We start from the raw sequence: 22904 nt of genomic DNA on the forward strand, positions 1-22904 counted from the left end.
GCCAAGGCCCGGCTCAACCCCGGCCCCGGCCGGTTCGGCGGCTTCGACCCGGGTGACCGGGTGGTGTACTCGCCCGTCCCCGGCATCACCCGCCCGGGCCGGGTCCTGGACGGCGACGCGTCGGGGCTGCACCTCGAACTCTCCGACGGTACCCGGCTGACGGTCACCCCGGCGCAGGCTGCGAAGCTGCGGCACGGCTGGGCACTGACGGTCCATCAGGCCGTCGGCCGGCGCTGGCCGGGCGTGGTCGCGGTCCTGCCGGACGACGCGGCCGCCGGGCTGACCAGGCAGTGGATCTACACCGCGTTCGGCCGCGCGGAGCGGCACCTGTCCGTCGTCCACGCCGCAGGCCAAGCACTCCCGAAGGCCGTCGCCGAGCGGCCGGCCCAGCCTCGCACCACCCGACTCCGGTCGATCCTGGCGGAGCAGACCGGCCAGATGTAACCCCGGCGGGCGGGCCGGCCGGGGGTGGCACCGCCCGCCCCGGCCGCCCGCCCCTGACTGCCCGGGCGGCGCCGGATACTCCGCATCCGGCGCCGCTCACCGTGGTCCGTGCCGGTCAGGCCTCGCCCTCGAAGCGGTCGAGGTCGTCGTCGTAGACCTCGCTGACGTCGAAGCGGCAGATCAGCAGCTGCGGATCAGCACCGTCGAAGGGCTCCGGCAGCCACTCCCCCGGCTCGGACGGCTCGGACGCGGCGACCCAGAGCGTCGAGTCCCCCTCCTCCAGGCCGAACTCCTCGCAGCGGGCGGCGATCTCGTCCGGTTCGTACTCCCCGAAGAGCACGCCGATCGCCGCATTGACCCCGCCGTCCTTGCCGCCGCCGGGAGTCAGCGTGCTGTCCACCCGCTCGGCCTGGGCCCGCAGCCGCTTGGCGTCGGTGATCAGATAGTCGCGGCGGATCAGCACACTGATCGCCTCGGGCTGGTCCGGGCCGACGTAACCGCCGGCACTCTCGTCCCCGGGGACCTCGAAGGGCGTGACCTCGTCGTAGACCTCGTAGAGGATCTGGTCGTAGGCGATGGCCGCCGCTGCAAGCTCCTCGTAGGCGGCGGCGACAGCGGGATCGTCCGCTGCTGCGGGGGCGGAGACCGCTTGCAGATGGCGGTCGATGGCTGCCTTGACCGCCTCGGCGGCGGCGCGTACCTCGGCGATGGTGAGCTGCGCGGCATCAGACATGGTGCTGACGCTATCTCCCCAGGGGGACGACACGCACAGGGGATATCGCCTACACCCGTGAATTCCCGGCAACTTACCCCCGGATGTCCGGTCCGGGCGGTTCTGTGACCGCACGGTCCACCCCTTCCGGACCACCCCCTTCCGGAACACCGGCGGATCCGCCGAGGCCCGACCACCGCCCGCCGACGGCCGCACCGTGCACGATCACTCGCCCCCGACCTGCGCATCGCGGCGGCCCGGCCTGGGTATCCCTCCCGCTGCAAGGAACCTGATTGACTGTCAGCCACGCCCGCGTCAGCCTCGCAGGCAGCGGCTCCCCGGCCCGGCTCGCAGGACCGGTCCGGTTGTCACAGGCAGGTCGTACCCTGGCCTCCAGACGTTCCGCAGGAGGAGAGTTTTGACCCCACCCAAGCTGGTCCGGCAGCCCGAGTACGAGTACCAGTCGCTGCGCATGCCGCGCGGCACCACCCGAAGCGCGGCCCGGCAGCTGCTCACCGACCACGCCGAGTACGGGAACTGGGAGTTGGACCGGCTGCGGCTGTTCCCGGACGGCAGCCGCACGGCACTGCTGCGCCGCCGGATCATCCGGCAGGTCAGGAGCTGGTAGCGGCGGGTGCGGGGCGACAGGACGTCGGGGCGACGGCTCCGGTTCGACCTGCGGACTCCGGCCGCCGGGCGGGTCGCCGATCGTGCGTATGACCACTCGGGCCGACGACGCCCGGGCCCTTGACCACCCCGTGCCGGCCGGTCGGCTGCCGCCGTCCCGCGCCCCGGCGGCCGGGCCTCCTCCGCCCGCACCGGACGGGCGAGCGCCCGCAGCCGTGAACCGCACGACTGCGGGCGCTCGGGTGGGCCCCGGCCGGTCGCCCGCGCCCGGGACAGGAGTCACCCGGGGGCGGAACGGGACTCGTGCGGGGCCCTACGGAGCTCCGCCGTCCTCGGGACGGGGTTCAGCGGGCTCCGGCACGGGAGCGGCGGTAGAGCACGCCACCGCCGAGCAGCAGCGCCACTCCGGTCGGGGCGATCAGCTCCAGCCCGGCCGCACCGGTGGAGGCCAGGTGGTCAGGGCCGGTGCTGGCCACGGGTGGCTGGTGGGGCGTGCCCTGGGGCGGCAGCGACACCGACGTGACAGGCGGGGTGTCGGTCGTACCCCCAGGCGGGGTCACGGTCGTACCCCCAGGCGGAGTGACGGTCGTACCCCCAGGCGGGGTGACGGTCGTACCCCCAGGCGGGGTGACGGTCGTACCCCCAGGCGGGGTCACGGTCGTACCCCCAGGCGGAGTGACGGTCGTACCCCCAGGCGGGGTGACGGTCGTACCCCCAGGCGGGGTCACGGTCGTACCCCCAGGCGGGGTCACGGTCGTACCCCCAGGCGGGGTCACGGTCGTACCCCCAGGCGGAGTGACGGTCGTACCCCCAGGCGGGGTCACGGTCGTACCCCCAGGCGGAGTGACGTGGGTCCCGCCCTGGTTGCCGCAGTCGTTGCCGAAGGCCGGGTTTCCGACGCCGACCACGTTGACGGAGTTCCCGCAGGCGTCCACCGGGACACTGACCGGAACCTGGGCACTGTTGCCGGAGACGACTCCGGGGGAGTTCTGCGCGCCTCCCACGGAGGAGGCCCCGGAACCCGTGTTTACCTGCCCGCCGCCCTGACCGCCGTGTGACACGTTCCCGCAGTTGTTCCCCATCGCCGGGTTGAGCACGCCGACCACGTTGACCGTGTTTCCGCAGGCGTTGACTGGGACGTCCACGGGGACCTGCACGCTGTTTCCGGAGCCCACTCCGGGCGAGTTGGCCGCACCGCCGTGGGCTTCGGCACTTGCGTACGCGTAGCCCGCGGTGGAGGCCAGCACACTGCCGGTGGCGATGGCAGTGAGGATTCCTCTCTTGGCGACCTGTCGCATGTACTCCCCTGACTTGTGATTGTCGGAATTCCTGACGAAGCTGCTGCCCGTCCACGGATTAACGAGAGCCCACCGCAGAAGTTGAGCCGAACGAGAGACGTTCACCCAATCGAGTTGCGAGGAGACTGCATACTGACTCGCACGCCGGGTAGGCAGGAGAACGCCCCCGGGCGGAGCCATCCGCCGCCCGGGGGCGCGTGAATCAGCCGCCCGGCTCAGCCATTGCCACGCGAGCCGTCGGACCGTCCTGCGAGAGCTGCCGCAGCGGGCTGCGGCGGGCTGCTCAGAAGTTCTGGCAGTTGTTGCCGAAGGCCGGGTTCAGCAGGCCGATCACGGAGATGGTGTTGCCGCACAGGTTGATCGGCACGTGCACCGGGACCTGGACGTTGTTGCCCGACAGCACGCCCGGGGAGTTGACCGCCGCACCCTGGGCCGGCGCGCCGTCGTGAGCGGAGGCGACACCGGCACCCGCGAGCGCCAGACCACCGGCGGCGGCGACAACGGCAACGATCTTCTTGACCTTCATGGTTCCTCCTGGCCGTTCCCGGCAGATCTCCGGGGCGGCTGATGTCGATTCGTCATTCCACAGCCCGGCTCCGAGCTGCCGTATGGGTGAACGACGATGCGGCAAACGGGGTACGGAGGCGATCACCCATTCACCCGTAACGGTTACATCTCGCACAGGCAATCGATCTGCTGTTCCGGGATTTATCGTTTCTTCTTAGCCCCCTCCAGCAGGCTTCAAGTCATTCGCTCCGACAATGCGCGCAGCAGCGCCGGCAACGCGCTCCGGCGATGCTGCGGCGATGGTGGGGCGCGCCCTCGGCCCGCTCAGCGGAGGATGCCGGCACGGACGCTCCGGACATGCGGATGGCCCGCCCCGTGTTCCGGGGCGGGCCATCCGTCGGACTCCGTACCGACCGCGGGCTTCGTACCGACCGCGGACCTCGCAACGTCCGCGGGCTTCGTACTGTCCGCTCAGCAGGCGTCGATGAACCGGTCCAGCACCCGGGCGCCGAACTTCAGCCCGTCCACCGGCACCCGCTCGTCCACGCCGTGGAACATCCCGGCGAAGTCCAGGTCCGGCGGCAGCTGCAGCGGCGCGAACCCGAAGCAGCGGATCCCCAGGTCCTGGAAGGACTTCGCGTCCGTGCCGCCGGAGAGGCAGTACGGCACCGCGCGGGCGATCGGGTCCTCGGCACGCAACGCGGACTGCATCGCCGCGACCAGCGGCCCGTCGAAGTCGGTCTCGATCGCCTTGTCCGAGTGCAGGCTCTCGCGCTTCACCCGCGGGCCGAGCACGCGGTCCAGCTCGGCCAGGAACTCCTCCTCGTAGCCGGGCAGGAAGCGCCCGTCCACGTGCGCGGTGGCCTGGCCGGGAATGACGTTCACCTTGTAGCCGGCACCCAGCATGGTCGGCTGCGCCGTGTTGCGCAGCGTGGTGCCGATCATCTTGGCGATACCGCCGAGCACCCGGAGCGTCTCGTCCATGTTCTCCGGGTCGAGCTCGACCCCGAGCGCGTCCGACAGCTCGTTCAGGAACGCCCGCACGGACTTGGTGATCCGCAGTGGGAACTGGTGCCGCCCGAGCCGGGCCACCGCCTCGCACAGCTCGGTGATGGCGTTGTCGTCGTTCTCCATCGAGCCGTGGCCGGCCCGGCCCTCGACCGTGAGCCGCATCCAGTGCATGCCCTTCTCGGCCGTCTCGATCAGGTAGAGCCGGACATCGTTGTTGACCGTGAACGAGAAGCCGCCGACCTCGCCGATCGCCTCGGTGACGCCCTCGAACAGCTCCGGGTGCTTGTCCACCAGGAAACGGGCACCGTAGGTGCCACCCGCCTCCTCGTCCGCGAGGAAGGCCAGCACGATGTCGCGCGGAGGCTTGCGGCCGGTCCGCAGCCGGTCACGGATGACCGCCAGGGTCATCGCGTCCATGTCCTTCATGTCCACGGCACCGCGTCCCCAGACGCAGCCGTCCGCGATCTCGCCGGCGAACGGGTCGTACGTCCAGTCCGCGGCATTGGCCGGCACCACATCGGTGTGGCCGTGGATCAGCAGGCCGGGACGGGAGCGGTCCTCGCCCTCGATCCGGACCACGGTCGAGGCCCGGCCCTTGGCCGACTCGAAGATCTGCGGCTCCAGGCCGAACTCGGCCAGCTGCTCCGCGACGTACTCCGCCGCGGCCCGCTCCCCCGGCCCCGAGCCGTCACCGTAGTTACTGGTGTCGATCCTGATCAGGTCACGGCAGATCTCGGCGACCTCCGACTCAGCCGTCACGCCCGGGACAGCCACCCGCTCCGCCTTCGACTCGCTCAAGGTCACGGTCACTCCTCGTCTCAAGCCCGCCCGGCGCATCTCCACGCCATCCCCGGCCCCACGGCCGCGGCCCTGCGGGCACGCTCCCGCCATCCTCCCCCAGCAACCGCCCCGCCCCAAGGGCAATCCCACAGATCGAAGCCCGCCAGGGCTCGCGACGGACGATTTTGGATCCTCAAGCCGATCTTGCTACAGTTATCCATGTCAGCGCGGCACGGAAACGAAAACCGCAACGACAGACACCTAGTCCGGGTGGCGGAATGGCAGACGCGCTAGCTTGAGGTGCTAGTGCCCTTTATCGGGCGTGGGGGTTCAAGTCCCCCCTCGGACACCAGCGAACCGCTGGTCACGACTGTGACCAGCGGTTTTTGCGTTTCTGGTACTTGCCGGGCCGTTGCGATCACCACTCGGTGCGAGCAGCTCCCGACCTTGGGCTGCAAAGCCCTGCCGCAATTGGGATCCGCGTCGCCCGTGCCGACATGAACCACCCGCAACGATGCCAGCGCCGTTGCTGCTACCGGAGAAAATCCGACGACGCACCAGCTGACGCCGCCGTTCGGCGGCTCGTCGTCGACGGTGTGACGTCGCGCGGGAGCCGGGCCCGTTCCCGGCGCCGGAGCCGACGCCCCCGTCCGGAGCGGGAGCGGACAGGTCGTGGATCGTGGCCGGCGCCCTGATCCCAGCGCGCGACTGCTCCGTCTGCGCGTCCAACCGCAACAACCGCGTTCTCCGCATCGCCACCCGATGCGCCGCGTAGCAGGCTTTGATAGCGGTTTGTGTCGATAGGATAGTTTTTGTGATCATTAGTGATCGGCTACGGCGTCGCCGTCCTTCCGGCGCGCGGTCAGAACCTGTTCTGCTGGCGCCGGTGATCCTGACCGTCGTCGTCGCCAGCCTGGCGTTCGCGACGCCCAGGGAGGTCGCCTTCAGCCGCATCCTGACCGCCGCACCGGCCCTCGCCGCGTGCATGTGGCCCGTGCTTCCCACCGTCCTGCTGGGGATGCTCTGCCTTCTGATCATGATCGGCCTCAGCCTCGTCTATCCGGACCTGGGGACGTGGTACACGGTGGGGGCGATCGTCGCGGTCACGGTTGCGGCCGCGTACGCGAGCCATATCCGGCTCCAGCGGGAGACGACCCTTCTGCACGTCCGACTCGTCGCCGACGCAGCGCAGGAAGTGGTCATGCGTCCTCTGCCACGCTTCGTCGGTTGCATCGAGATCGAGTCGCTGTATCTCGCGGCAGCGGCGCAGGCCCGCATCGGCGGCGACTTCTACGAAGCCGTCGACACACCGTACGGAGTTCGGCTGCTCATCGGCGATGTGCGGGGCAAGGGCCTGTCCGCGGTGGGGTCGGCCGCGGCAGTGGTCAACTCCTTCAGGGAGGCCGCCTACGACGAACCGGATCTGCGCGGCGTCGCCCGCCGCCTGGAGACCAGTAGTACCCGCCACAGCGACGTGTACGCCACCCAGGACTCGCCGGAGCGCTTCGCCACCGCCATCCTCGCCGAGATCCCGCGAGACGGCGGCTGCATCAGACTCCTCAACTGCGGGCATCCCCCGCCGCTGCTCGTGCACGCCGGGCAGCTCGGCGTGCTGCAGCCCACGGCTCCCTCGCCGCTCCTCAACCTCGCGGAGCTGATCGGCGACCACTACATCGTCGATTCCGTCCCGTTCACCCCTGGTGACCTGCTGCTGCTCTACACGGACGGCGTGGTCGAGACCCGCGACCGCAGCGGCGAGTTCTTCCCGCTACCGGACTGGATGCGGCGGCAGAGCCCAACCGCGCCCCGCCAGCTACTCGACCGGCTTCACCAGGACCTGATCGACCACAGCGATGGCGGACTCAACGACGACATCGCGGCCCTCGCCGTACGCCTGCGTGAACACCCGGACCGCGAAGATCCTCGTCCATCCGGCTCGGGCACCGCCTGACGGCCGGAGCCGGCACGCCGCTACAACGGCTCCGTTACATCACCTGACGTCCGTGCATTCGCTGTCTCGGTGCCCCGCGCAGGCAGGTGAGGGAACGCGTGAGCCTGCGAGCTCGACGACGCCTCGCCAGGCCCGGGTGCCGACGCGGCCCGTAGCGGCCGGCCCTGGCTGCTGGCTGCTGGCTGCTGGCTGCGACCGGACGTCCACACCTCACCCGAACGGATCCTGTGCCATGCCTGCGGGCGGGGCAAGGACCAGCATCGCGGTCTGGGACGGCCTCCCCGCACGCACGTGGCTACGGCGGCACCGCCGATGTCGTGGCATACGCCCAGCGCACCGGCGTGCCCGTCCGGGCGCTGTGGCCGGAGGGCGCCGTTCGTGGCAGTGATTCGTTCGGCCGCCAGGTGCGCGAATGAGTTGTTGACCGGCCAACGACTCCGGGAAGACGTGGCGTAGGCCACTGGCCACCGGGACGGAGTCACGTGACCCACACATGCCCCACAGCGGTCAGCAGCACTCCGGAACAGGCCGGACGCGCAGGCAGCCGAAGCTGTCGGCCCGACCACTCGCCACCAACGTTTTAGCAGGTCAGAAACGTAGAAAGCTGGTGTCAGAGGCGGGAGTTCAAGGCCCCGGGGCACAGATCAGACCCCGGTAAGGCATTCAGAAGCTCTACCGGGGTCTTCTGGTTTCCCCGGTTCCTGTGGCTGTTGACTGGGAGAGCCGGGCGACAGCAAGGCCCGTCAGCTGCACTGCCAGTTGAAGACCGCCCGGTCGAAGCGCTTCGCGGCCAGGTCGGCGGGGCGGATCAGCCAGTACAGCGAGCCCATGTCGCCCCAGATCATGTCGGCGGCGGGGTCGCTGTCGATCTGGGCGAGCAGGACCCAGCGCTCGGCCTCGGCCTGGAGTTCGGGGGTGTGCCAGCCGGCCTGGCCGTTGAGGACGGCGTGGGCGACCTCGTACTCGACCGGGTTCTGGATGGGCATCGGGTGGCCGCCTATGCGGTGCTGGCGGCCGCCCCAGGACAGGCGCACGGCGTCGGTGAAGTTGTCCCGCAGGTCTTCGTCGGTCTCCGGGCCGAACGCATCGGTGGTGGTGGGGTGCCAGCGGCCGGGTTCGGAGGCGGTGAGCCGGGCCGTGAGCCGTACCTCGCGGTAGGGCTCCAGGTCTTCGGGGGTGGGGTGACTGATGGTCTCGGCACCGGCCGGGACGTAGACGACTCGGGCGCCGGCCCAGCTGTCGCGGTCGTCGACCAGGACCAGGGCGTCGCCGTCGTCCAGCTGGCCGTCGAAGTAGAAGAAGAGCAGCGTCCCGTCCGAGGGCACGGGGATGTCCAACTCGCCCGTGGGCAGCGCCGCGCAGTCGATCGACGCGACGAAGGACAGCGGCCCGTTGCCCTCCCAGACCGGCCACTCGGTGCCGGGCGGCAGCTCGGGCTCACCGCCGAGTCGGCCGACCACCGGGCCGACCACCCCGGCGGGCGCGGTCGAGAGGCGGACGCACGGCCGCAGCAGGGCCGCCCACCTCCCGGCGCTCTCGGCCGGGAGGTGCCGCCTGGCGGCGGCGGTCAGTTCGGTGGTCCATGGTGCGGGCTGAGCGGTAGTCATGGGTAGATGATGCGCTATGTCCCTGACAGTGCCCTGGGAGCCACCGGCCGCGACCGCCGCTCGGTCGGTCATCCGTCGGCCCGTTCAGGCTTCGACCGGCCGTCCCGCCGGGCCCGGACCGGCTGCCCGGCCTCTCCGCGCGCCGGCCGGGGCTGGTCCTGGAATATCCGGGCGGGCACGGAAGTTGATCACGGCATGACTCAAGGCCCCGCACCCCGCGCGCTGTCCGATCAGGCCCTCTCCGAGCTGCTGGGCAGCCAGCGGTTCGGCACCCTCGCCACGGTCAGGCGCAGCGGCCATCCGCATCTGACCACCATGCTCTACCACTGGGATCCTGACGCCCGTGTGGTGCGCTTCTCCACCACCGCGGACCGGACGAAGGTGAAGCACCTGCGGAACGATTCGCGTGCGGCGCTGCACGTGCCGGGTGGCGACGTGTGGTCGTTCGCCGTGGCCGAGGGCGACGCGGAGGTCTCCGAGGTGACCGCGGTGCCGGGCGACGCCACCGGGCGGGAACTGCTCTCGATGATCCCCGACTTGGGGACGCCCAAGGACGAGGAGGCGTTTCTGGCGCAGCAGGTGGCCGAGCGCCGGGTGGTCATCCGGCTGAAGGTCAGCCGGCTGTACGGCACCGCGCTGGACATCGAGGGCTGAGTCCGTTCGCTCCCGGCCCTACTGCCCGAGGAGCAGCGGGGCGGCCGGGCCGTCCCCGGCGGCGGCACGCCGGTGGTCGAGGGCCCACCGTTCGAGTCTCACCGTCCCGAACCGCGCCTCACGGTTCGAAGGCCGTCTCCGCCACTGGCGGGGACGGCCTTTCCACGCTCCCGGCTCCCTCGCTCCCGGGGGCAACGGCCTTCCCCGTTCCGAAATGGCCGTTCATCACGGCGAGTCAGGCGGGCTGAAACGGAGGGCTGGAGAGCTGTCTCCGGGGTAGGGATCGGGATCGACGAGGTCTGATGCGAACACGTAAATCGGGCGCCACCCGGCGGCTACCCGGTGGTGGTCGCCGCGCCGCCCGAACGCGACACGGTTTCGGCCGAGCGCACTGCGAGGAGAGGTGGACGCCCTATGCCCCGATCAAGCGGAGCGGCCGCGGCGGCCGGGCGGGCCGGAGCGACCGCGGCGGCCCCGAAGCGCGGGCCCGGCCGGCCCGACTGGGGTGAACGCACGCTGGCCTGGGCCTTCCTGCTGCCCTCGCTGGTGGTCTTCGCGCTCTTCATCGGCTATCCGCTGGGCCGCACCCTGTATCTGAGCACCCATGGGAACGACCTGTTCGGTGCGCCGTCCCGGTATGTCGGAATGCGGCACTACACCGACCTGCTGGCCTCCGCCGAGTTCCACAAGACGCTGGTCACCACCCTGCTGTTCGTCCTGCTGACCGTACTTCCCGGCGTGTTCGGCGCACTCGGCCTGGTGCTGCTGCTGGAGAGCCGGGTTCGCGGGGTGCGCTGGTTGCGGTCGGCGTTCGCGCTGCCGTTCGCCTTCTCGGTGGCCAGCGCCTCGGTGGTGTTCTCGGTCTTCTTCAACCCGGCGATCGGGGTGCTGAACGGGCTGCTGTCGCAGTTCGGCACCGGTCCCGTCGGCTGGCTCACCGACCAGCGGTACGCATTGCTCTCGGTCAGCGCCGCGACGGTGTGGATGAACCTCGGCTACAACGTGCTGGTGCTCTCCGCCGGAATCGGCTCGATCCCGCAGGAGACCGTCGAGGCGGCCCGGCTGGACGGCGCGACGGGCTGGCGGCTGGCCCGGAGCATCACCGTGCCGCTGCTGGGGCCGCACCTGTTCTTCCTGATCGTGGTGTCCACCATCAACTCCCTGCAGAGCTTCGGACAGATCCACATCCTGACCCTCGGCGGCCCGGACGGCGCGACCCGCACGCTCGTCTACTCGGTCTACGAGAAGGCCTTCGCCTACGGGTCCAGCGACTTCGGCACCGCGAGCGCCCAGGCGGTGGTGCTGCTGGTGGTCGTACTCGCCTGCGCGGGCGTCCAGTTCGGGCTTCTGGAGCGGAAGGTGCACTACGCGTGACCACGACCGAACGCCTTCCGGCAAGGGCCCGTGCCGCCCGCGAAGGCACCGCGCGGATACGGGAGTCGGCAGGCCGGGCAGCCGTCTACACGCTGCTGGGCGCAGCGGTGGTGACCGTCGCCTTCCCCGTGTACTACGCGTTCGCCGGGGCCGTCATGGGACCGTCCGAACTCTCCTCCTACCCGCCGGCGTTGCTGCCCCACTCGGTCACCGGACGGAACTTCGCCGGCGCGGTCGAGGTGATCCCGCTCGGACGGCAGTACCTCAACTCGGCCGTCACGGCGGGGTTGATCACGCTGGCGCAGCTGCTCACCTCGATCCTGGCCGCGTACGCCTTCGTCTTCCTGCCGCTGCGCTGGCGGGCGGCTGTCTTCGGGGTGTTCCTGGCGACGCTGATGGTGCCGTGGGAGGCCGTGATCATCCCCAACTACCTGATGCTGTCGGGGTGGGGGCTGGGCAACACGTACTTCGGGCTGGTGCTGCCGTTCCTGGCCTCGGGCTTCGGGACCTTCATGCTGCGGCAGTCGTTCCGACAGTTCCCGGCCGAACTGCGGGACGCGGCGCGGATCGACGGGGCGGGGCACTGGCGCTTCCTGTGGCGGATCCTGGTGCCGCTGAACAAGCCCTCGCTCGCGGCGATCGCGATCTACGTCTTCCTCTCCGCCTGGAACCAGTACTTCTGGCCGCTGATCATCACCCGTACCGCTCAGATGCAGACCCTGCAGATCGGGCTGGCCAGTCTGCGGGACGCCGAACGGGCCGACCCCGGGCTGATCCTCGCCGGGGTGGTGCTCTCGCTGCTGCCGACCCTCGTGCTGGTGGTGTTCGGCCAGCGCTTCGTCGTCCGCGGGCTGACCGCCGGTGCCGTCCGCTGAACCTCCTTCACCCGAGAGGCAGTTACCCATGAGCAAGTGGAGTCTCAGACTGGCCGCCGGCCTGGCGGCGGCCGCCCTCGCCCTGACCGCCTGCAGTTCCTCCTCGTCCGGCGACTCCTCGTCCGGTGACTCCTCCTCCGGCGGCTCCGCGCCCGGTGCGGACGCGCTCGACCAGACCCAGGGCGTCACCACCGTCACGTTCTGGCACGCGATGACCGGTCAGAACGCCACCGTGCTGACCTCACTGGTGAACGAGTTCAACGCCGCCCACCGGGGCAGGATCGAGGTGAAGCCGCTCTTCCAGGGCACGTACGACGACGTGATCGCCAAGTACAAGGCCTCGGTGCAGCAGAAGGGCACGCCCTCGCTGGTGCAGGTCTACGACATCGGCACCCGGTTCATGATCGACTCCAGGCAGACCGTCCCGGCCCAGGCGTTCGCGGACAAGGACGGGTACAAGCTGGACGACATCGAACCGGGCATCCGCAACTACTACACCGTCGGCGGCAAGCTGGCCGCGATGCCGTTCAACTCCTCGATGCCGCTGCTCTACCTCGATGCGGACGCCTTCAAGGAGGCGGGCCTGGACCCGGCGAAGCCGCCCCGGACGCTCGCCGAACTCGGCGAGGCGGCCAAGAAGCTGACCAAGAAGGACGCGAACGGGCAGACGGTGCGGTACGGCTTCGGTGCGTCCGTCTACGGCTGGTTCGTGGAGGAGCTGATCGCCGAGTCCGGCACCCCGTACTGCGACCAGGACAACGGCCGCGCCGAGAAGGCCGACAAGGTGCTCTTCGACTCCGTGCAGGGCGCGCAGACCGTCCAGTGGTGGGCCGACCTGGTCAAGGGCGGGTACGCGGCCAACACCGGCCGGGTCACCGCCGACGCCCAGGCCGCCTTCAAGGCCGGGAAGGTCGCGATGCACCTGGAGTCCACCGGCGTGCTGCGCGGCTACACCGAGGCCGCCAAGTTCACCGTCGCCACCGCCCCCTACCCCCGGCTCACCGCCGACGACCAGGGCGGACCGGTGATCGGCGGCGCCTCGCTGTGGATCGACGGCCCCGGGCACTCGGCGGCCGAGCAGCGCGCCTCCTGGGAGTTCGCCAAGTTCCTCACCGAGCCCGCCCAGCAGGCCGTCTGGCACACCGGCACCGGCTACTTCCCGGTCAACCGCAAGGCCCTGGACGACCCCAAGGACAAGGAGTGGCTGGCCAAGTACCCCCAGTTCCAGACCGCCATCGACGAACTCCACGCCACCAAGCCCACCCCTGCCACCGCGGGCTGCCTGCTCGGTGTGATGCCCCAGGCCCGCAAGGGCGTCGAGACGGCCATCGAGCAGACCATCAGCGGCGCCAAGACCGCGCAGCAGGCCCTCGGCGACGCCGCCAAGGACCTCCAGCCCGCCCTCGACAGCTACAACGCCTCGGTCGGCTGACCCGCCACCGGGCCGGCCGGTCCTGCTCCCCGCCGCGGGACGGGCCGGCCCTCTCGTCCTCAGGGTCCGGGCGGGGAACGCTCTTGTCGGTCCGCCACGAGAGGATGGCGGCATGACGATCACTCCCCGGCTGGTGGCCAAGTACCTGATCCCGGACCGGGACGGCGCCCAGGTCTTCGTCGACGGCACCGGCCCCGTTCCCCGCCTGGAGGTCCGGAACACCAGGTCGCTGCGGATCTACGAACTGAAGGACCAGGCCGAGCTGACGGCCGAGTTCCCGGCCCCCTCCTCCGGCTGGTGGCCGCGGGAGTGGGTGGCACCCGACCTGTCGTTCACCGTCTTCGGCACCACCACCGGGTACGTCGCCGTCACCCAGGACGGCACCAGGCTGTGGGAACAGCCGTACGGCGGCTGGGAGGTCGGCCGCTGGGGCTACCTCGACTTCTCGACGGTCAGGTCCTCCGCCCGCCCGGCGGCCGGCCGCTCCTCGACCGGCGGCACCGATGGGGAGCTCCGGATGTGGCTGCGGCTCCCCTCCGGCCTGCCCGACAGCACCCTGATCCTCACCCTGGACGCCGAGGGCACGGTCCTGGCCCGGAGCATGCTCCCGTGCGGCGGCTACGAGCGGTCCGTCAGCCTGCTCTGGGACGAGAACGACGAGGTCGCGGGCGTGACCGTGTCGGGTGCGGGAGTGCCCTCCACGCACTACGAGGCCCGGTGGGAGGCCGGTGCCATCGTACTGGGCGGGCAGTTGAGGAACGGCTCGGACGACCGGCTCCTCCAGGAGCGCGATTACTTGGGCATGGACTCCACGAGCACCCGCTGCATGACCGTCGACCGGCGCCGACGGGACATCACCTGGCACCGCCTCCCCACGTACGAGGTCACCGCCACGCTCGGCCTGAGCGACCTGCCGGTCCCCGGTACCGGTGACTGCGCGGTGCACAACGACCCGCAGTTCTCCACCTGGAGCGGCTTCGTGGACGACGAGACGGCGATGGTGACGCTGTACAACCCGTACGACGAGGCCGCGGTGTACATGTTCGGCAGGGAGAACTGGCGGGAGCACAGTCACTGGCTGGCCGACCCCGCCACGGGCGCCCTGCACGGCCGGATCGAGTACCCGATGCCGGAGGTCGACACCGTGATGCTGATCGGCGACGGCACCTGGATCACCGAGGAGTGGGACGCCGTCTACCGCTGGCGCCGCTGATCTCTCCGGCACCGCCGGATCCGCACACCCGGCACCCGCCCGGGTCCACCGGCCCGCCGCCTCCCGCCGCCTCGGCACGGCCGGGCAGCGGCTAGGATGACCGCGCGGGCCGTGACTGGCGCTTGGGTGGGGCACCACCGGGGAGCGATCCGCCTTCAGTTCCAAGACCGACCGGCGATGATCGACCCGCGACGCCGCGGGCCCCGTTGCCGCTCGGTCTGAGCCGCGCGCCTGGGCATCCCGTCCGCTAGACCCCTTGGACTGCCCATGACCGCACAGCTGATGACCGGTACCGACCTGGCCCGTGAGACCCTCGAGCGCGCCGCCGAGCGCGCACGGCACCTGGAGGCGGAGACCGGGGTGCGCCCGTGTCTGGCTACGGTGCTGGTCGGCGAGGACCCGGCCTCGGTCACCTACGTCGCGATGAAGCGCAACCGCTGCGCCAGGGCGGGTGTCGAGTCGCGGCACGTACCGCTGCCGGCCGCCACCACCACGGAGGAACTGGTCGCCGTCATCCGGGAGTTGTCCGAGGACCCCACCGTGCACGGCATCCTGCTGCAGCACCCGGTGCCGGCCCACATCGACGAGCGGGCCGCGTTCGAGGCGATCGACCCGGCCAAGGACGTCGACGGTGTGACCATGGCGTCCTTCGCGAACATGGCCTTCGGCCACGACGGCTTCGCCTCCTGCACCCCGGGCGGGATCATGCGGCTGCTGGACGCGTACGGGGTCGACCCGGTCGGGCAGCACGCGGTGGTGGTCGGGCGCAGTCCGATCCTCGGCAAGCCGATGGGCATGCTGCTGCTGGCCCGGGACGCGACCGTCACCTACTGCCACTCCAGGACCGTCGACCTGCCCGCCGTCCTCGCCACCGCGGACATCGTGGTGGCGGCGGTCGGCAGGCCGGAGTTCATCAAGGGTGAGCAGCTCAAGCCCGGTGCGGTCGTGATCGACGCGGGGTACAACCCCGGCAACGTGGGCGACGTCGACTTCGACGGGGCGATGGGCCGCGCCCGGCTGGTCACGCCGGTGCCGGGCGGGGTCGGGCCGATGACCATCGCCGTACTGATCGACCAGACCGTCGACGCGGCGGCCAGGCAGACGGCCCTCGCGGCGGCCTCGGTCTGACCGGCACTCCGCCGGGAAGGGCCGGAAAGCAGCCGAGGCTGCCCCCGGGATCGGGGACAGCCTCGGCGTACTTGCCGTCTGACGTACGTCAGTTGACGGTGTAGCTGTACGGGAGCGCCGCCAGCACCGAACCGGTCATGCCGATCTGGTTGTTGGCGGCGACCACGCCGTTCGGGGCGGTGACCAGGTACAGGACGCCCGAGACGGTGGTGCCCTTGGGGGCGGTCGGGGTGACCGTGACCTGGATGGTGCCGGTCGCACCCGGCTTGACGGTGACCGGGGTGGTCGCCTTGGCGCCGGCGTTCACCGCGAGGGTGTACGGGTCACCGGTGCTGGAGGTGATCGCCGGGTCGAACGCCAGGGTGTGCGCGGTCGCGGTGATGGTGGAGCTGCCGGCCGGCGCACCCGAGTTCGGGAACGGACCGATCTGCTGGACCGAGGTGTTCCAGAAGCCCGGGACGATCGGCTGGGCGGCCGAGCCGACGGACTGGGCGACCGAGATGGTCGAACCGTTCTGGGCCTTCTTCAGGTCGCCGAACAGGTCCGGCGAACCGGTGGTGCCGCCGAGCTCCAGCTGTGCGGGGGTGGTCGAGGCCGCCACCGCGGTGAGCCGGTCGGTGCCCGGCGGGATCAGGAAGCCGGGGGTCTGGGAGCTCGGGCCGAGCGGCAGTGCGACCGTCCCGGAGGTGCCCTGCGGCACCAGCGGCAGGTCGACCTTCCGGTTCAGCCGGCCGTCGGCCTGGACGACCTGGGTGGCGCCGGTGTTGTTGGTGTAGGTGACCGTGACCGTGGTGGCCTTGCCCGCGGCCAGCTTCGCCCTGGCACTGCCCGGCAGGTTGGCGGCGGCCTTGTTCTGGTCGAGCCCGATGGTGCCGGTGAACGGCTGGCTGAGCTCGGTGCCGCTGACCGGGTTGACGACCACCAGGGCGAACCGCCAGCGGCCGGGCGCCGGGTTGATCGTGGTCACGGACAGGCTCGCGGCCTTGCCGGACAGGCTCCCGCCGGCGTCGAACAGCGCGTTGCTCTCGACATCGACGGGGGTGCCGTTCGGACTGATCAGAACGCCCTGCAGGAGCACGTTCGGGTCGCCGCCGAGGGCCAGGCCGACCCGCAGGTCGCGGTGGCCCTTCGGCACGTCGAACGCGTAGGTGAAGCTCTGCGCGGGCGAGTAGCTGCGGGCGTTTCCACCGGTGATGGTGCCGGTGAACCTGCCGCCGGTGCCGTTCAGGTCGACCAGGCTGCGCAGTATGACCGGCACGCTGGTGGTACGGCCGTTGGAGCCGGCGACGGTGATCGACTGGTCGCTGTCACCGCTGGTGGTGGGCGTGGTCAACTGGACGTGCAGGGTCTTGCTCTGACCCGGCGCCAGCGTGGTGACCTGCGGGCTCACCGCACCGGCCGGAACCGCCCGCTGGAACGAGGTGTCCAGCTGGACCTTGCCGGTGAAGCCGTTGCTGCCGGCGGGGGTGTAGAGGATCGCCTTCCACTCCCCGGCGACCGGGTGCGGGACGTCCACGATGCCGAAGTTGGCCGAGACCGGGCCACCCTGCGGGCGGGTGTTGGTCTCCAGCCGTCCGGACGGGTCCAGCAGGGTCATCCGGACCACCGGGGTGACCGTGTTGCTGCCGGACTTCTGGGCGACACCCGGCCACGCTATCGACGCCGCCAGCCGGTCGGCGCCGGACGGGACGGTGAAGGTCACGTCGTGGTGCACCCAGGTGGCGCCGTTGGTGGCGTAGTTGAAGGTCGGGTCGGTGGCCGAGTTCAGCTGCACGTCCTGGTGGGACGAGCTCAGCGGGGCGAAGGTGCGGGTGGCCGCGCTGACGGTCTGCGGGCTGCTGCCGGTGTTGACCACGTTGACGTCGGCGGTGTGGGTCTGCCCCGGGTGGCCGGTGAGGTCGATCTGGCCGGTGGTGACGGCGACCGTGGAGCTGTCCTTGGCGCCGTCCGGGCTGTGGTAGCCGCGGGCGGCCTCGACGGCGGCACGGACGTTCAGCAGACCGGCACCCTGCTCCTGGGCCGGCAGGCCGAGGTCGGCGGCGGTACCGGTCAGGAAGGCCTTGACCAGGGCCGGCGACGGGGAGGCGCCCTTGTGGCTGTCCCGGTACGCCTGGATCACGTCGGCGGCGGCACCGGCGGTCAGCGGCGCGGACTGGCTGGTCCCGCCGAAGGGCTGGATCGAGCTGCCCTCGCCCTTGTAGTCGGTGCACTCGGTGTACTTACTGGTGTCCGGGCCGCACAGCGACCAGTCGGCCTCGCCCGGGGCCACCAGGTCGACGGTCTTCCCGCCCTGGGTGATGCCGCCCGAGGAGAGCGCGGAGATCCGGCTGTTCGACCAGGTGCCGTTGGAGAACTGGGCGGCGGCGTAACCGGTCTGCAGGTAGGACTGGTTGTCGGTGGAGGCACCGACCGAGATCACCTTGGGGTCGGTCGACGGGGTGCCGATGGTGCCGTTGATGCCCGCGTCACCGCTGGACACCGTGACGGTCACACCGGCCGCGACGGCCTGGTCGTTGAAGAGCGAGATGGTGTCGTGCGCACTGCTGTCCGGGGTCACGTTGCTGCCGAAGGACTCGTTCAGCACGTCGACGTGCGCCACCGAGACCGCGTAGTCGATCGACTGCAGGATCGCGGAGTTGGGGAAGGTCTCACCGCCGGCCTTCAGCGCGACCAGCGAGGCGCCCGGCGACATGCCCTGGACCCGGATGTTGCAGCCGGCCGGCAGCGGGTGGCTCGGGTTGACGAACTTCGACAGGTCGTAGCTCTGCCGCCCCTGGGCGATCATCGCGGAGGCGTCACCGAAGGCCTCGGCCGCGCCGCTGGGCGCGTCCCAGCCGTCGCCGGAGAAGTCCTTGTAGTCGATGACGGCGTGCGAGCCGTCCGGCCGGATGAAGTCGGGGTGGTCGGGGTCCAGGCCGTCCGCGATGTAGGCGACCTTGACGCCCTTGCCGTCCGCGATCTCGTTCGCACCGGGCGAGCCCTTGGTGCCCTGCACGTGCGTGGTGTACAGCGCCTCCGGCTCCAGCAACGGCTTGTCCGGGTCGCTCGGGCAGATCGCGCCGCCGTACGGACCGCCGTCCGCGGCCTTGGCGGAGGCGGCGGCGTCCGGGGCGACCGAGGCCTTCGCGGTCTTGGCGCCCTTGCCGCCCTTGCTCTCGGCGGGGGTGGCCGGGCTCGTCGGGGTCACCGTGACCGTCTGGTCGGGGACCACCGAGGCGACCGCCGGGTTCGCGGCGAGCGCGGCCCGCAGCGCCGGGCTCACGGTCGCCGAGAAGGCGTTGCCGACCACGAAGCTCTTGATGTTGGTACCGCCCTCGGCCCTGACCTTGGCGAGCAGCGGCGCCTGAGCGGAGGCGGCCTGCTGCTTGCGCTCGGTCAGGTGCCCGGAGTCGGCCGGGGCACTCGACAGCTGGTCCTTGAGGATCACGATGACCGGGGCCGGCGCGCCGCTGTCGGCAGCTGTGGCGGACCCCGACACGGCGGGCAGTGGCGCGCTCCAGGCGGTGGCCCCACTGGCCAGCACCATGGAAGCGGCGGCGGCAAGGGTGACCGCTGCCAGCCGCGGTTTATGCCGACGGATCATTAACATCCCTTCATCTGATTCGATGTCAGGAGCCTGTGTCCGAGCACACGAACGAGGGTCGGACGCATGCACTATCCTGGAACACCCGTCCCGACAGGCCCGCATTCCAGCGCATGAACGGACCCCGGGACAAGAGGGATCGAGGGCGGACGAGCAGGTGAACGCGCTGCGGAAATGCCCAAGGACCGGTCAAGTCCGCAGTTCGGAACCGGCGTGTCGAGACCGCTTGAGCCGCCGTAAAAATTTTCTGACGACTTTTACCCGGTTGGACCGACTGACGGAACGGCAAATACGGACCAGACAGCGGAAAACCGCTCCAACCTCCTGACTGCGACCGGTTCCGACTGCCAGGCGCGGGGGGTGGGAGGCCGGGGTTCCGATCGTGCGGATTGGGGGCATGGCGTCTGCTCGGCGTGCCGGGTGCGTGTGCGTTCCGGTGGCACGGAACCGGTGGACGGGCAACGTGCGGCCGGGTCCGGGTCACGGCCCCGGCTCGGCCCCGCAAAAAGAATCGACGTTGATCTGATGAACCGACAAAACGCAATCAGCTGACCGGAAATCCGGTCCGGCCCTCCACGGCCGACCGGTTCCGCTAGCCTGGCGCGGGGGTTCGAAGTCGTGGTCCGATCGTGGGGGTTGGGGACGTGGCGTCTGCGGGACGTGCCGGTTACGTGTGCTTCGCGGGGCAGGACTGGTGGTACCACAACCGGGCGCACTCCGACGTGCAGCTGATGCTGAAGCTGGCGGAGCAGCGGCCGGTCCTGTTCGTGAACAGCATCGCGATGCGGATGCCGATGCCCGGTCGGAGTTCGCAGCCGCTGCGGCGGATCCTGCGCAAGGCACGGAGCATGGCGCGCAAGGTGCAGCGGCCCGTGCCGGAGCTGCCCGGCTTCGCGGTGATGACTCCGGTGCTGCTGCCGTTCTACGGCAGCCGGCTCGCCCGCGCGCTCAACGCCCGACTGATCGCGCTGCAGGTCAGACTGGCGGCCCGCAGTCTGCGGATGTCCACGGACGTCTGCGTGGTGACGATGCCGACCGCGGCCGATGTGGTGGAGCACCTGCCGCACCGCACCCTGGTCTACAACCGCTCGGACCGGCACTCCGCCTTCCCCGAGGCCGACACCGCCTTCATCGAGGTGCTGGAGCGGCGGCTGATGGCCACCGCCGACCGTGTGCTGTACGTCAGCACCGAGTTGATGGCGGCCGAGCACGAACTCACCCGTGACCGCGCGGTGTTCCTGGACCACGGCGTGGACCTGGAGCACTTCACCCCCGAGGGCGCGGCGGAGCCGGCCGATCTGGCCGCGATCCCGCACCCGAGGATCGGCTTCTTCGGCGCGTTGGACGACTTCATCGTCGACTTCGACCTGCTGACCCGGGTGGCCAAGGACCATCCGGACGCCGAGCTGGTGCTGATCGGCGACACCACCCATGACCTGGGCGCGCTCACCGCCCTGCCGAACGTCCACCACCTCGGCTTCCGCCCGCACGCCGAGATACCCGCCTACGGCCGGGGGTTCGACGTGGCGCTGATGCCGTGGCTGGACAACGACTGGGTCCGGCACTGCAATCCGATCAAGCTCAAGGAGTACCTGGCTCTGGGCCTTCGGGTGGTGACCACCGACTTCCCCGAAGTACGGCGCTACGCGGACCAGTTGACCATCGCCCGCACGGCCGGGGAGTTCAGCGATGCGGTCGGCGCGCTCCTGGCGGCCGCCGGGAGCGAGGACGAAGGGGCGGTGCACCGCCGCCGGGCCTCGGTGGAACAGGACTCCTGGGAGCGGCGCGCGGCCGAGCTGCGCGAGCTGATCGAAGGGCCGGCGGCGGGCTGAGGGGCACCGCGCGAACCGGACACGCAACAAGGAGACCAGCGTGCACAGCCGCTCTCGTTCCGCGCTCGCCGCGCTGCTGGGCCTGACCCTGGCGACGCTCCCCGCCTGCACCGGAAGCAGCCCCAGACCGGCTCCGCCGTCGCCCGGCGGCGCGGTCGGGCCGACCACCACGATGTTCGGCTCCGCCGAGCCCGCCACCCCGGCGTTCGCCGATCCCGCCGCCACCACACTGGGCGTCCGCTTCACCTCGACGCTGCCCGGTCTGGTGACCGGCGTCCGCTTCTACAAGGGTCCCGGTAACACCGGCAGCCACCTGGGAGCGCTCTGGGACGCCCACGGCAGGCAGCTGGCCCTGGCCGCCTTCGCCGACGAGTCCCAGACCGGCTGGCAGCAGGCGAAGTTCGCCGAGCCGGTGCGGATCGCGCCGGGTGCCACGTACACCGCCGGGTACCTGGCGCCGTCCGGGCACTACGCAGCCGCACCGAACGCCTTCGACGGCGGCCCCGTCACCCTCGGCTCCGGCCCGCTGACGGCGGTCGGCGGCGGCTTCGCCCAGGGCGGCACGCTGGCCTTCCCCGCCCAGTCGCACGAGAACACCGACTACTACGTCGACGTGGCCTTCGCCCCGACCGAGTCCGCCTCGCACGTCCCGGACGCCTTCACCACCGCGTACTGGTCCAAGTGGCCCGCGACCGAGCGCTGGAAGGACTCTTCGAAGCTCCCGATCGGCGTCTGGATGCAGGATCCGACGACGCCCTTCGACGGCTTTGACGAGGCCCACGCCTTCGCCGCGCTCGGGGTCAACACCCTGGTGGGGCTGTGGGACTGGCCCGAGGAGGAGCACGGCCAGATCCGGGCCGCGACCGCCGCCGGGCTGGCCGTGATCGCCGGGGGCGGGGCCTGCGCCCCGGCGCCGGGCGCCACCGGGGCCGCCGCATGGGCCTGCGACACCGCGGACCTGCCGCTGGCCGCGCAGGCGGCGAAACTCGGCGGGGCCGCCCTGGCCGGGTACCAGCTCGCGGACGAGCCCGACATGAACGTCCCCAACGGCACCCCGACGGGGGCCGGCTGCATGCCGCCGGAGAAGCTGGCCGGCTTCGCCAGGAGCCTGCGGCAGCAGGACCGGACCCGGCCGGTGCTGGTCAACTTCGGCAGCGGGGTCGCGGGCGGTGCCCGCAGTCCCGGCTGCCCGACCGACTTCAGCGGCTACACCGCCGCCGCGGACATCGTCTCGGTCGACTTCTACGGCATCACCGACCCGTCCTCCCCCGCCCGCACCAAGGGCGTCCACACGTACGCGGCCACGGCGGCCCGTGCCCGGGCGCTGGCACCCGGCAAACCGGTGTGGGTCTTCCTGGAGACACCGGTGCAGATGCTGGGCGGCTCCGCCACCCCGTCGGGTGCGAAGGCCGCCTCGCCCGCCCAGGTCCGGGCGGCCGCCTGGGCGGCGCTGGTCAACGGCGCGACCGGGCTGAGCTGGTTCTGCCACTCCTTCGCCGCCCAGTCCCAGCAGGTGGACGCCTGCCTGCGGGACGCCGGCTCGGCGGCCACCATCAGGAAGGTGAACGCGGACGCGCAGGCGTACGCCGGGTACTGGAACGCACCGCCGCTCCTGGTCGGCGTCGCAACCCAGGGTGCGCCCGTGACGGCCACCCTCCGGAAGGCCGGCGGCCGCACCGCCGTCCTCGCGGTCGCCACCGACTCGCCCGAACTGCCCCGGGGCGGCCCGGCAACGGCCACCTTCACCCTGCCCGACCGCTGGAGCGGGAAGATCCGCACGGACGACGGCCGCACCCTCACCGCCACCGACGGCACCTTCACCGACCGCTTCGACGCCTACCAGCCGCACGCCTACACCCTCGACGGGAGTTGAAGC

At 71.1% G+C, this 22904-nt stretch carries 17 protein-coding genes, 1 tRNA gene and 1 pseudogene; 12 read left to right on the plus strand and 7 right to left on the minus strand.

Annotated features, from left to right (window positions below; all coding sequences use genetic code 11):
• A partial coding sequence (locus tag ACWDAK_RS22545) for an ATP-binding domain-containing protein (RefSeq protein WP_449806490.1) occupies positions 1-444 on the plus strand: 444 nt, incomplete at its 5' end.
• A gap of 115 nt (positions 445-559) precedes the next feature.
• On the opposite strand, the gene ACWDAK_RS22550 is transcribed toward ACWDAK_RS22545, so the two are convergent.
• Positions 560-1177 (minus strand): hypothetical protein, encoded by a 618-nt coding sequence (locus ACWDAK_RS22550; protein ID WP_344635518.1) that lies wholly within the window; start codon positions 1175-1177, stop codon positions 560-562.
• A 397-nt stretch (positions 1178-1574) separates the two neighbouring features.
• On the opposite strand from ACWDAK_RS22550, the gene ACWDAK_RS22555 reads away from it, so the two are divergent.
• Positions 1575-1784, plus strand: a complete 210-nt coding sequence (locus ACWDAK_RS22555; RefSeq protein ID WP_425557555.1) for a DUF5703 family protein — start codon at positions 1575-1577, stop codon at positions 1782-1784.
• A gap of 343 nt (positions 1785-2127) precedes the next feature.
• Here ACWDAK_RS22555 and ACWDAK_RS22560 read toward each other — a convergent pair whose 3' ends face one another.
• The 4 genes and pseudogenes from ACWDAK_RS22560 to ACWDAK_RS22575 form a co-directional block, all read right to left on the minus strand.
• Positions 2128-2259, minus strand: coding sequence for an LPXTG cell wall anchor domain-containing protein (locus ACWDAK_RS22560; RefSeq protein ID WP_344635726.1), 132 nt, complete (start codon positions 2257-2259; stop codon positions 2128-2130).
• A 399-nt stretch (positions 2260-2658) separates the two neighbouring features.
• Positions 2659-3261, minus strand: a pseudogene (locus ACWDAK_RS22565) (chaplin); the annotation flags it as partial.
• Between the two features lie 103 nt (positions 3262-3364).
• Positions 3365-3607 carry a chaplin gene (locus tag ACWDAK_RS22570; RefSeq protein ID WP_344635519.1) on the minus strand — a complete coding sequence of 81 codons (243 nt, stop codon included), beginning with the start codon at positions 3605-3607 and terminating at the stop codon, positions 3365-3367.
• A 452-nt stretch (positions 3608-4059) separates the two neighbouring features.
• Positions 4060-5397: a M20/M25/M40 family metallo-hydrolase gene (locus tag ACWDAK_RS22575; RefSeq protein ID WP_344635716.1), complete on the minus strand. Its 1338-nt coding sequence runs from the start codon at positions 5395-5397 to the stop codon at positions 4060-4062.
• Positions 5398-5643: 246 nt separating this feature from the next.
• Here ACWDAK_RS22575 and ACWDAK_RS22580 point away from each other — a divergent pair.
• Both ACWDAK_RS22580 and ACWDAK_RS22585 read left to right on the plus strand, forming a co-directional pair.
• A tRNA-Leu gene (locus ACWDAK_RS22580) sits at positions 5644-5731 on the plus strand.
• A 534-nt stretch (positions 5732-6265) separates the two neighbouring features.
• Positions 6266-7330 (plus strand): PP2C family protein-serine/threonine phosphatase, encoded by a 1065-nt coding sequence (locus ACWDAK_RS22585; protein WP_427393050.1) that lies wholly within the window; start codon positions 6266-6268, stop codon positions 7328-7330.
• Positions 7331-8073: 743 nt separating this feature from the next.
• Here ACWDAK_RS22585 and ACWDAK_RS22590 read toward each other — a convergent pair.
• Positions 8074-8937, minus strand: coding sequence for a YwqG family protein (locus tag ACWDAK_RS22590; RefSeq protein WP_427393049.1), 864 nt, complete (start codon positions 8935-8937; stop codon positions 8074-8076).
• 195 nt (positions 8938-9132) lie between these two features.
• On the opposite strand from ACWDAK_RS22590, the gene ACWDAK_RS22595 reads away from it, so the two are divergent.
• The 6 genes from ACWDAK_RS22595 to ACWDAK_RS22620 all read left to right on the plus strand — a co-directional run bounded on the left by ACWDAK_RS22595 (position 9133) and on the right by ACWDAK_RS22620 (position 15613).
• Complete coding sequence (locus tag ACWDAK_RS22595; protein ID WP_427393048.1) at positions 9133-9591, plus strand: pyridoxamine 5'-phosphate oxidase family protein; 459 nt, start codon at positions 9133-9135, stop codon at positions 9589-9591.
• Positions 9592-10005: 414 nt separating this feature from the next.
• Positions 10006-10965 (plus strand): carbohydrate ABC transporter permease, encoded by a 960-nt coding sequence (locus ACWDAK_RS22600; protein WP_427393047.1) that lies wholly within the window; start codon positions 10006-10008, stop codon positions 10963-10965.
• Entirely contained in the window at positions 10962-11840 is an 879-nt protein-coding gene (locus ACWDAK_RS22605) for a carbohydrate ABC transporter permease (protein ID WP_344635524.1), read from the plus strand. Before ACWDAK_RS22600 ends, ACWDAK_RS22605 begins: the two co-directional genes overlap by 4 nt.
• Before the next feature lie 28 nt (positions 11841-11868).
• Positions 11869-13272, plus strand: coding sequence for an ABC transporter substrate-binding protein (locus ACWDAK_RS22610; protein WP_427393046.1), 1404 nt, complete (start codon positions 11869-11871; stop codon positions 13270-13272).
• 112 nt (positions 13273-13384) lie between these two features.
• Positions 13385-14485 (plus strand): hypothetical protein, encoded by a 1101-nt coding sequence (locus ACWDAK_RS22615; RefSeq protein ID WP_344635526.1) that lies wholly within the window; start codon positions 13385-13387, stop codon positions 14483-14485.
• Between the two features lie 267 nt (positions 14486-14752).
• A complete protein-coding gene (locus tag ACWDAK_RS22620) occupies positions 14753-15613 on the plus strand; it encodes a bifunctional 5,10-methylenetetrahydrofolate dehydrogenase/5,10-methenyltetrahydrofolate cyclohydrolase (RefSeq protein WP_344635527.1) in 861 nt (286 codons plus the stop codon).
• 88 nt (positions 15614-15701) lie between these two features.
• Here the strand turns inward: ACWDAK_RS22620 and ACWDAK_RS22625 are convergent, their stop codons facing one another.
• On the minus strand, positions 15702-19196 hold the full coding sequence (locus ACWDAK_RS22625) for a S8 family serine peptidase (protein WP_344635528.1): 3495 nt from the start codon (positions 19194-19196) through the stop codon (positions 15702-15704).
• A gap of 644 nt (positions 19197-19840) precedes the next feature.
• Here ACWDAK_RS22625 and ACWDAK_RS22630 point away from each other — a divergent pair.
• Together ACWDAK_RS22630 and ACWDAK_RS22635 are read left to right on the plus strand one after the other, a co-directional pair.
• On the plus strand, positions 19841-21028 hold the full coding sequence (locus ACWDAK_RS22630) for a glycosyltransferase (protein WP_344635529.1): 1188 nt from the start codon (positions 19841-19843) through the stop codon (positions 21026-21028).
• A gap of 40 nt (positions 21029-21068) precedes the next feature.
• Positions 21069-22901, plus strand: a complete 1833-nt coding sequence (locus ACWDAK_RS22635; protein ID WP_344635530.1) for a DUF4082 domain-containing protein — start codon at positions 21069-21071, stop codon at positions 22899-22901.
• The last annotated feature ends 3 nt before the right edge of the window (positions 22902-22904 follow it).

This window comes from Kitasatospora sp. NPDC001175, assembly GCF_053598215.1.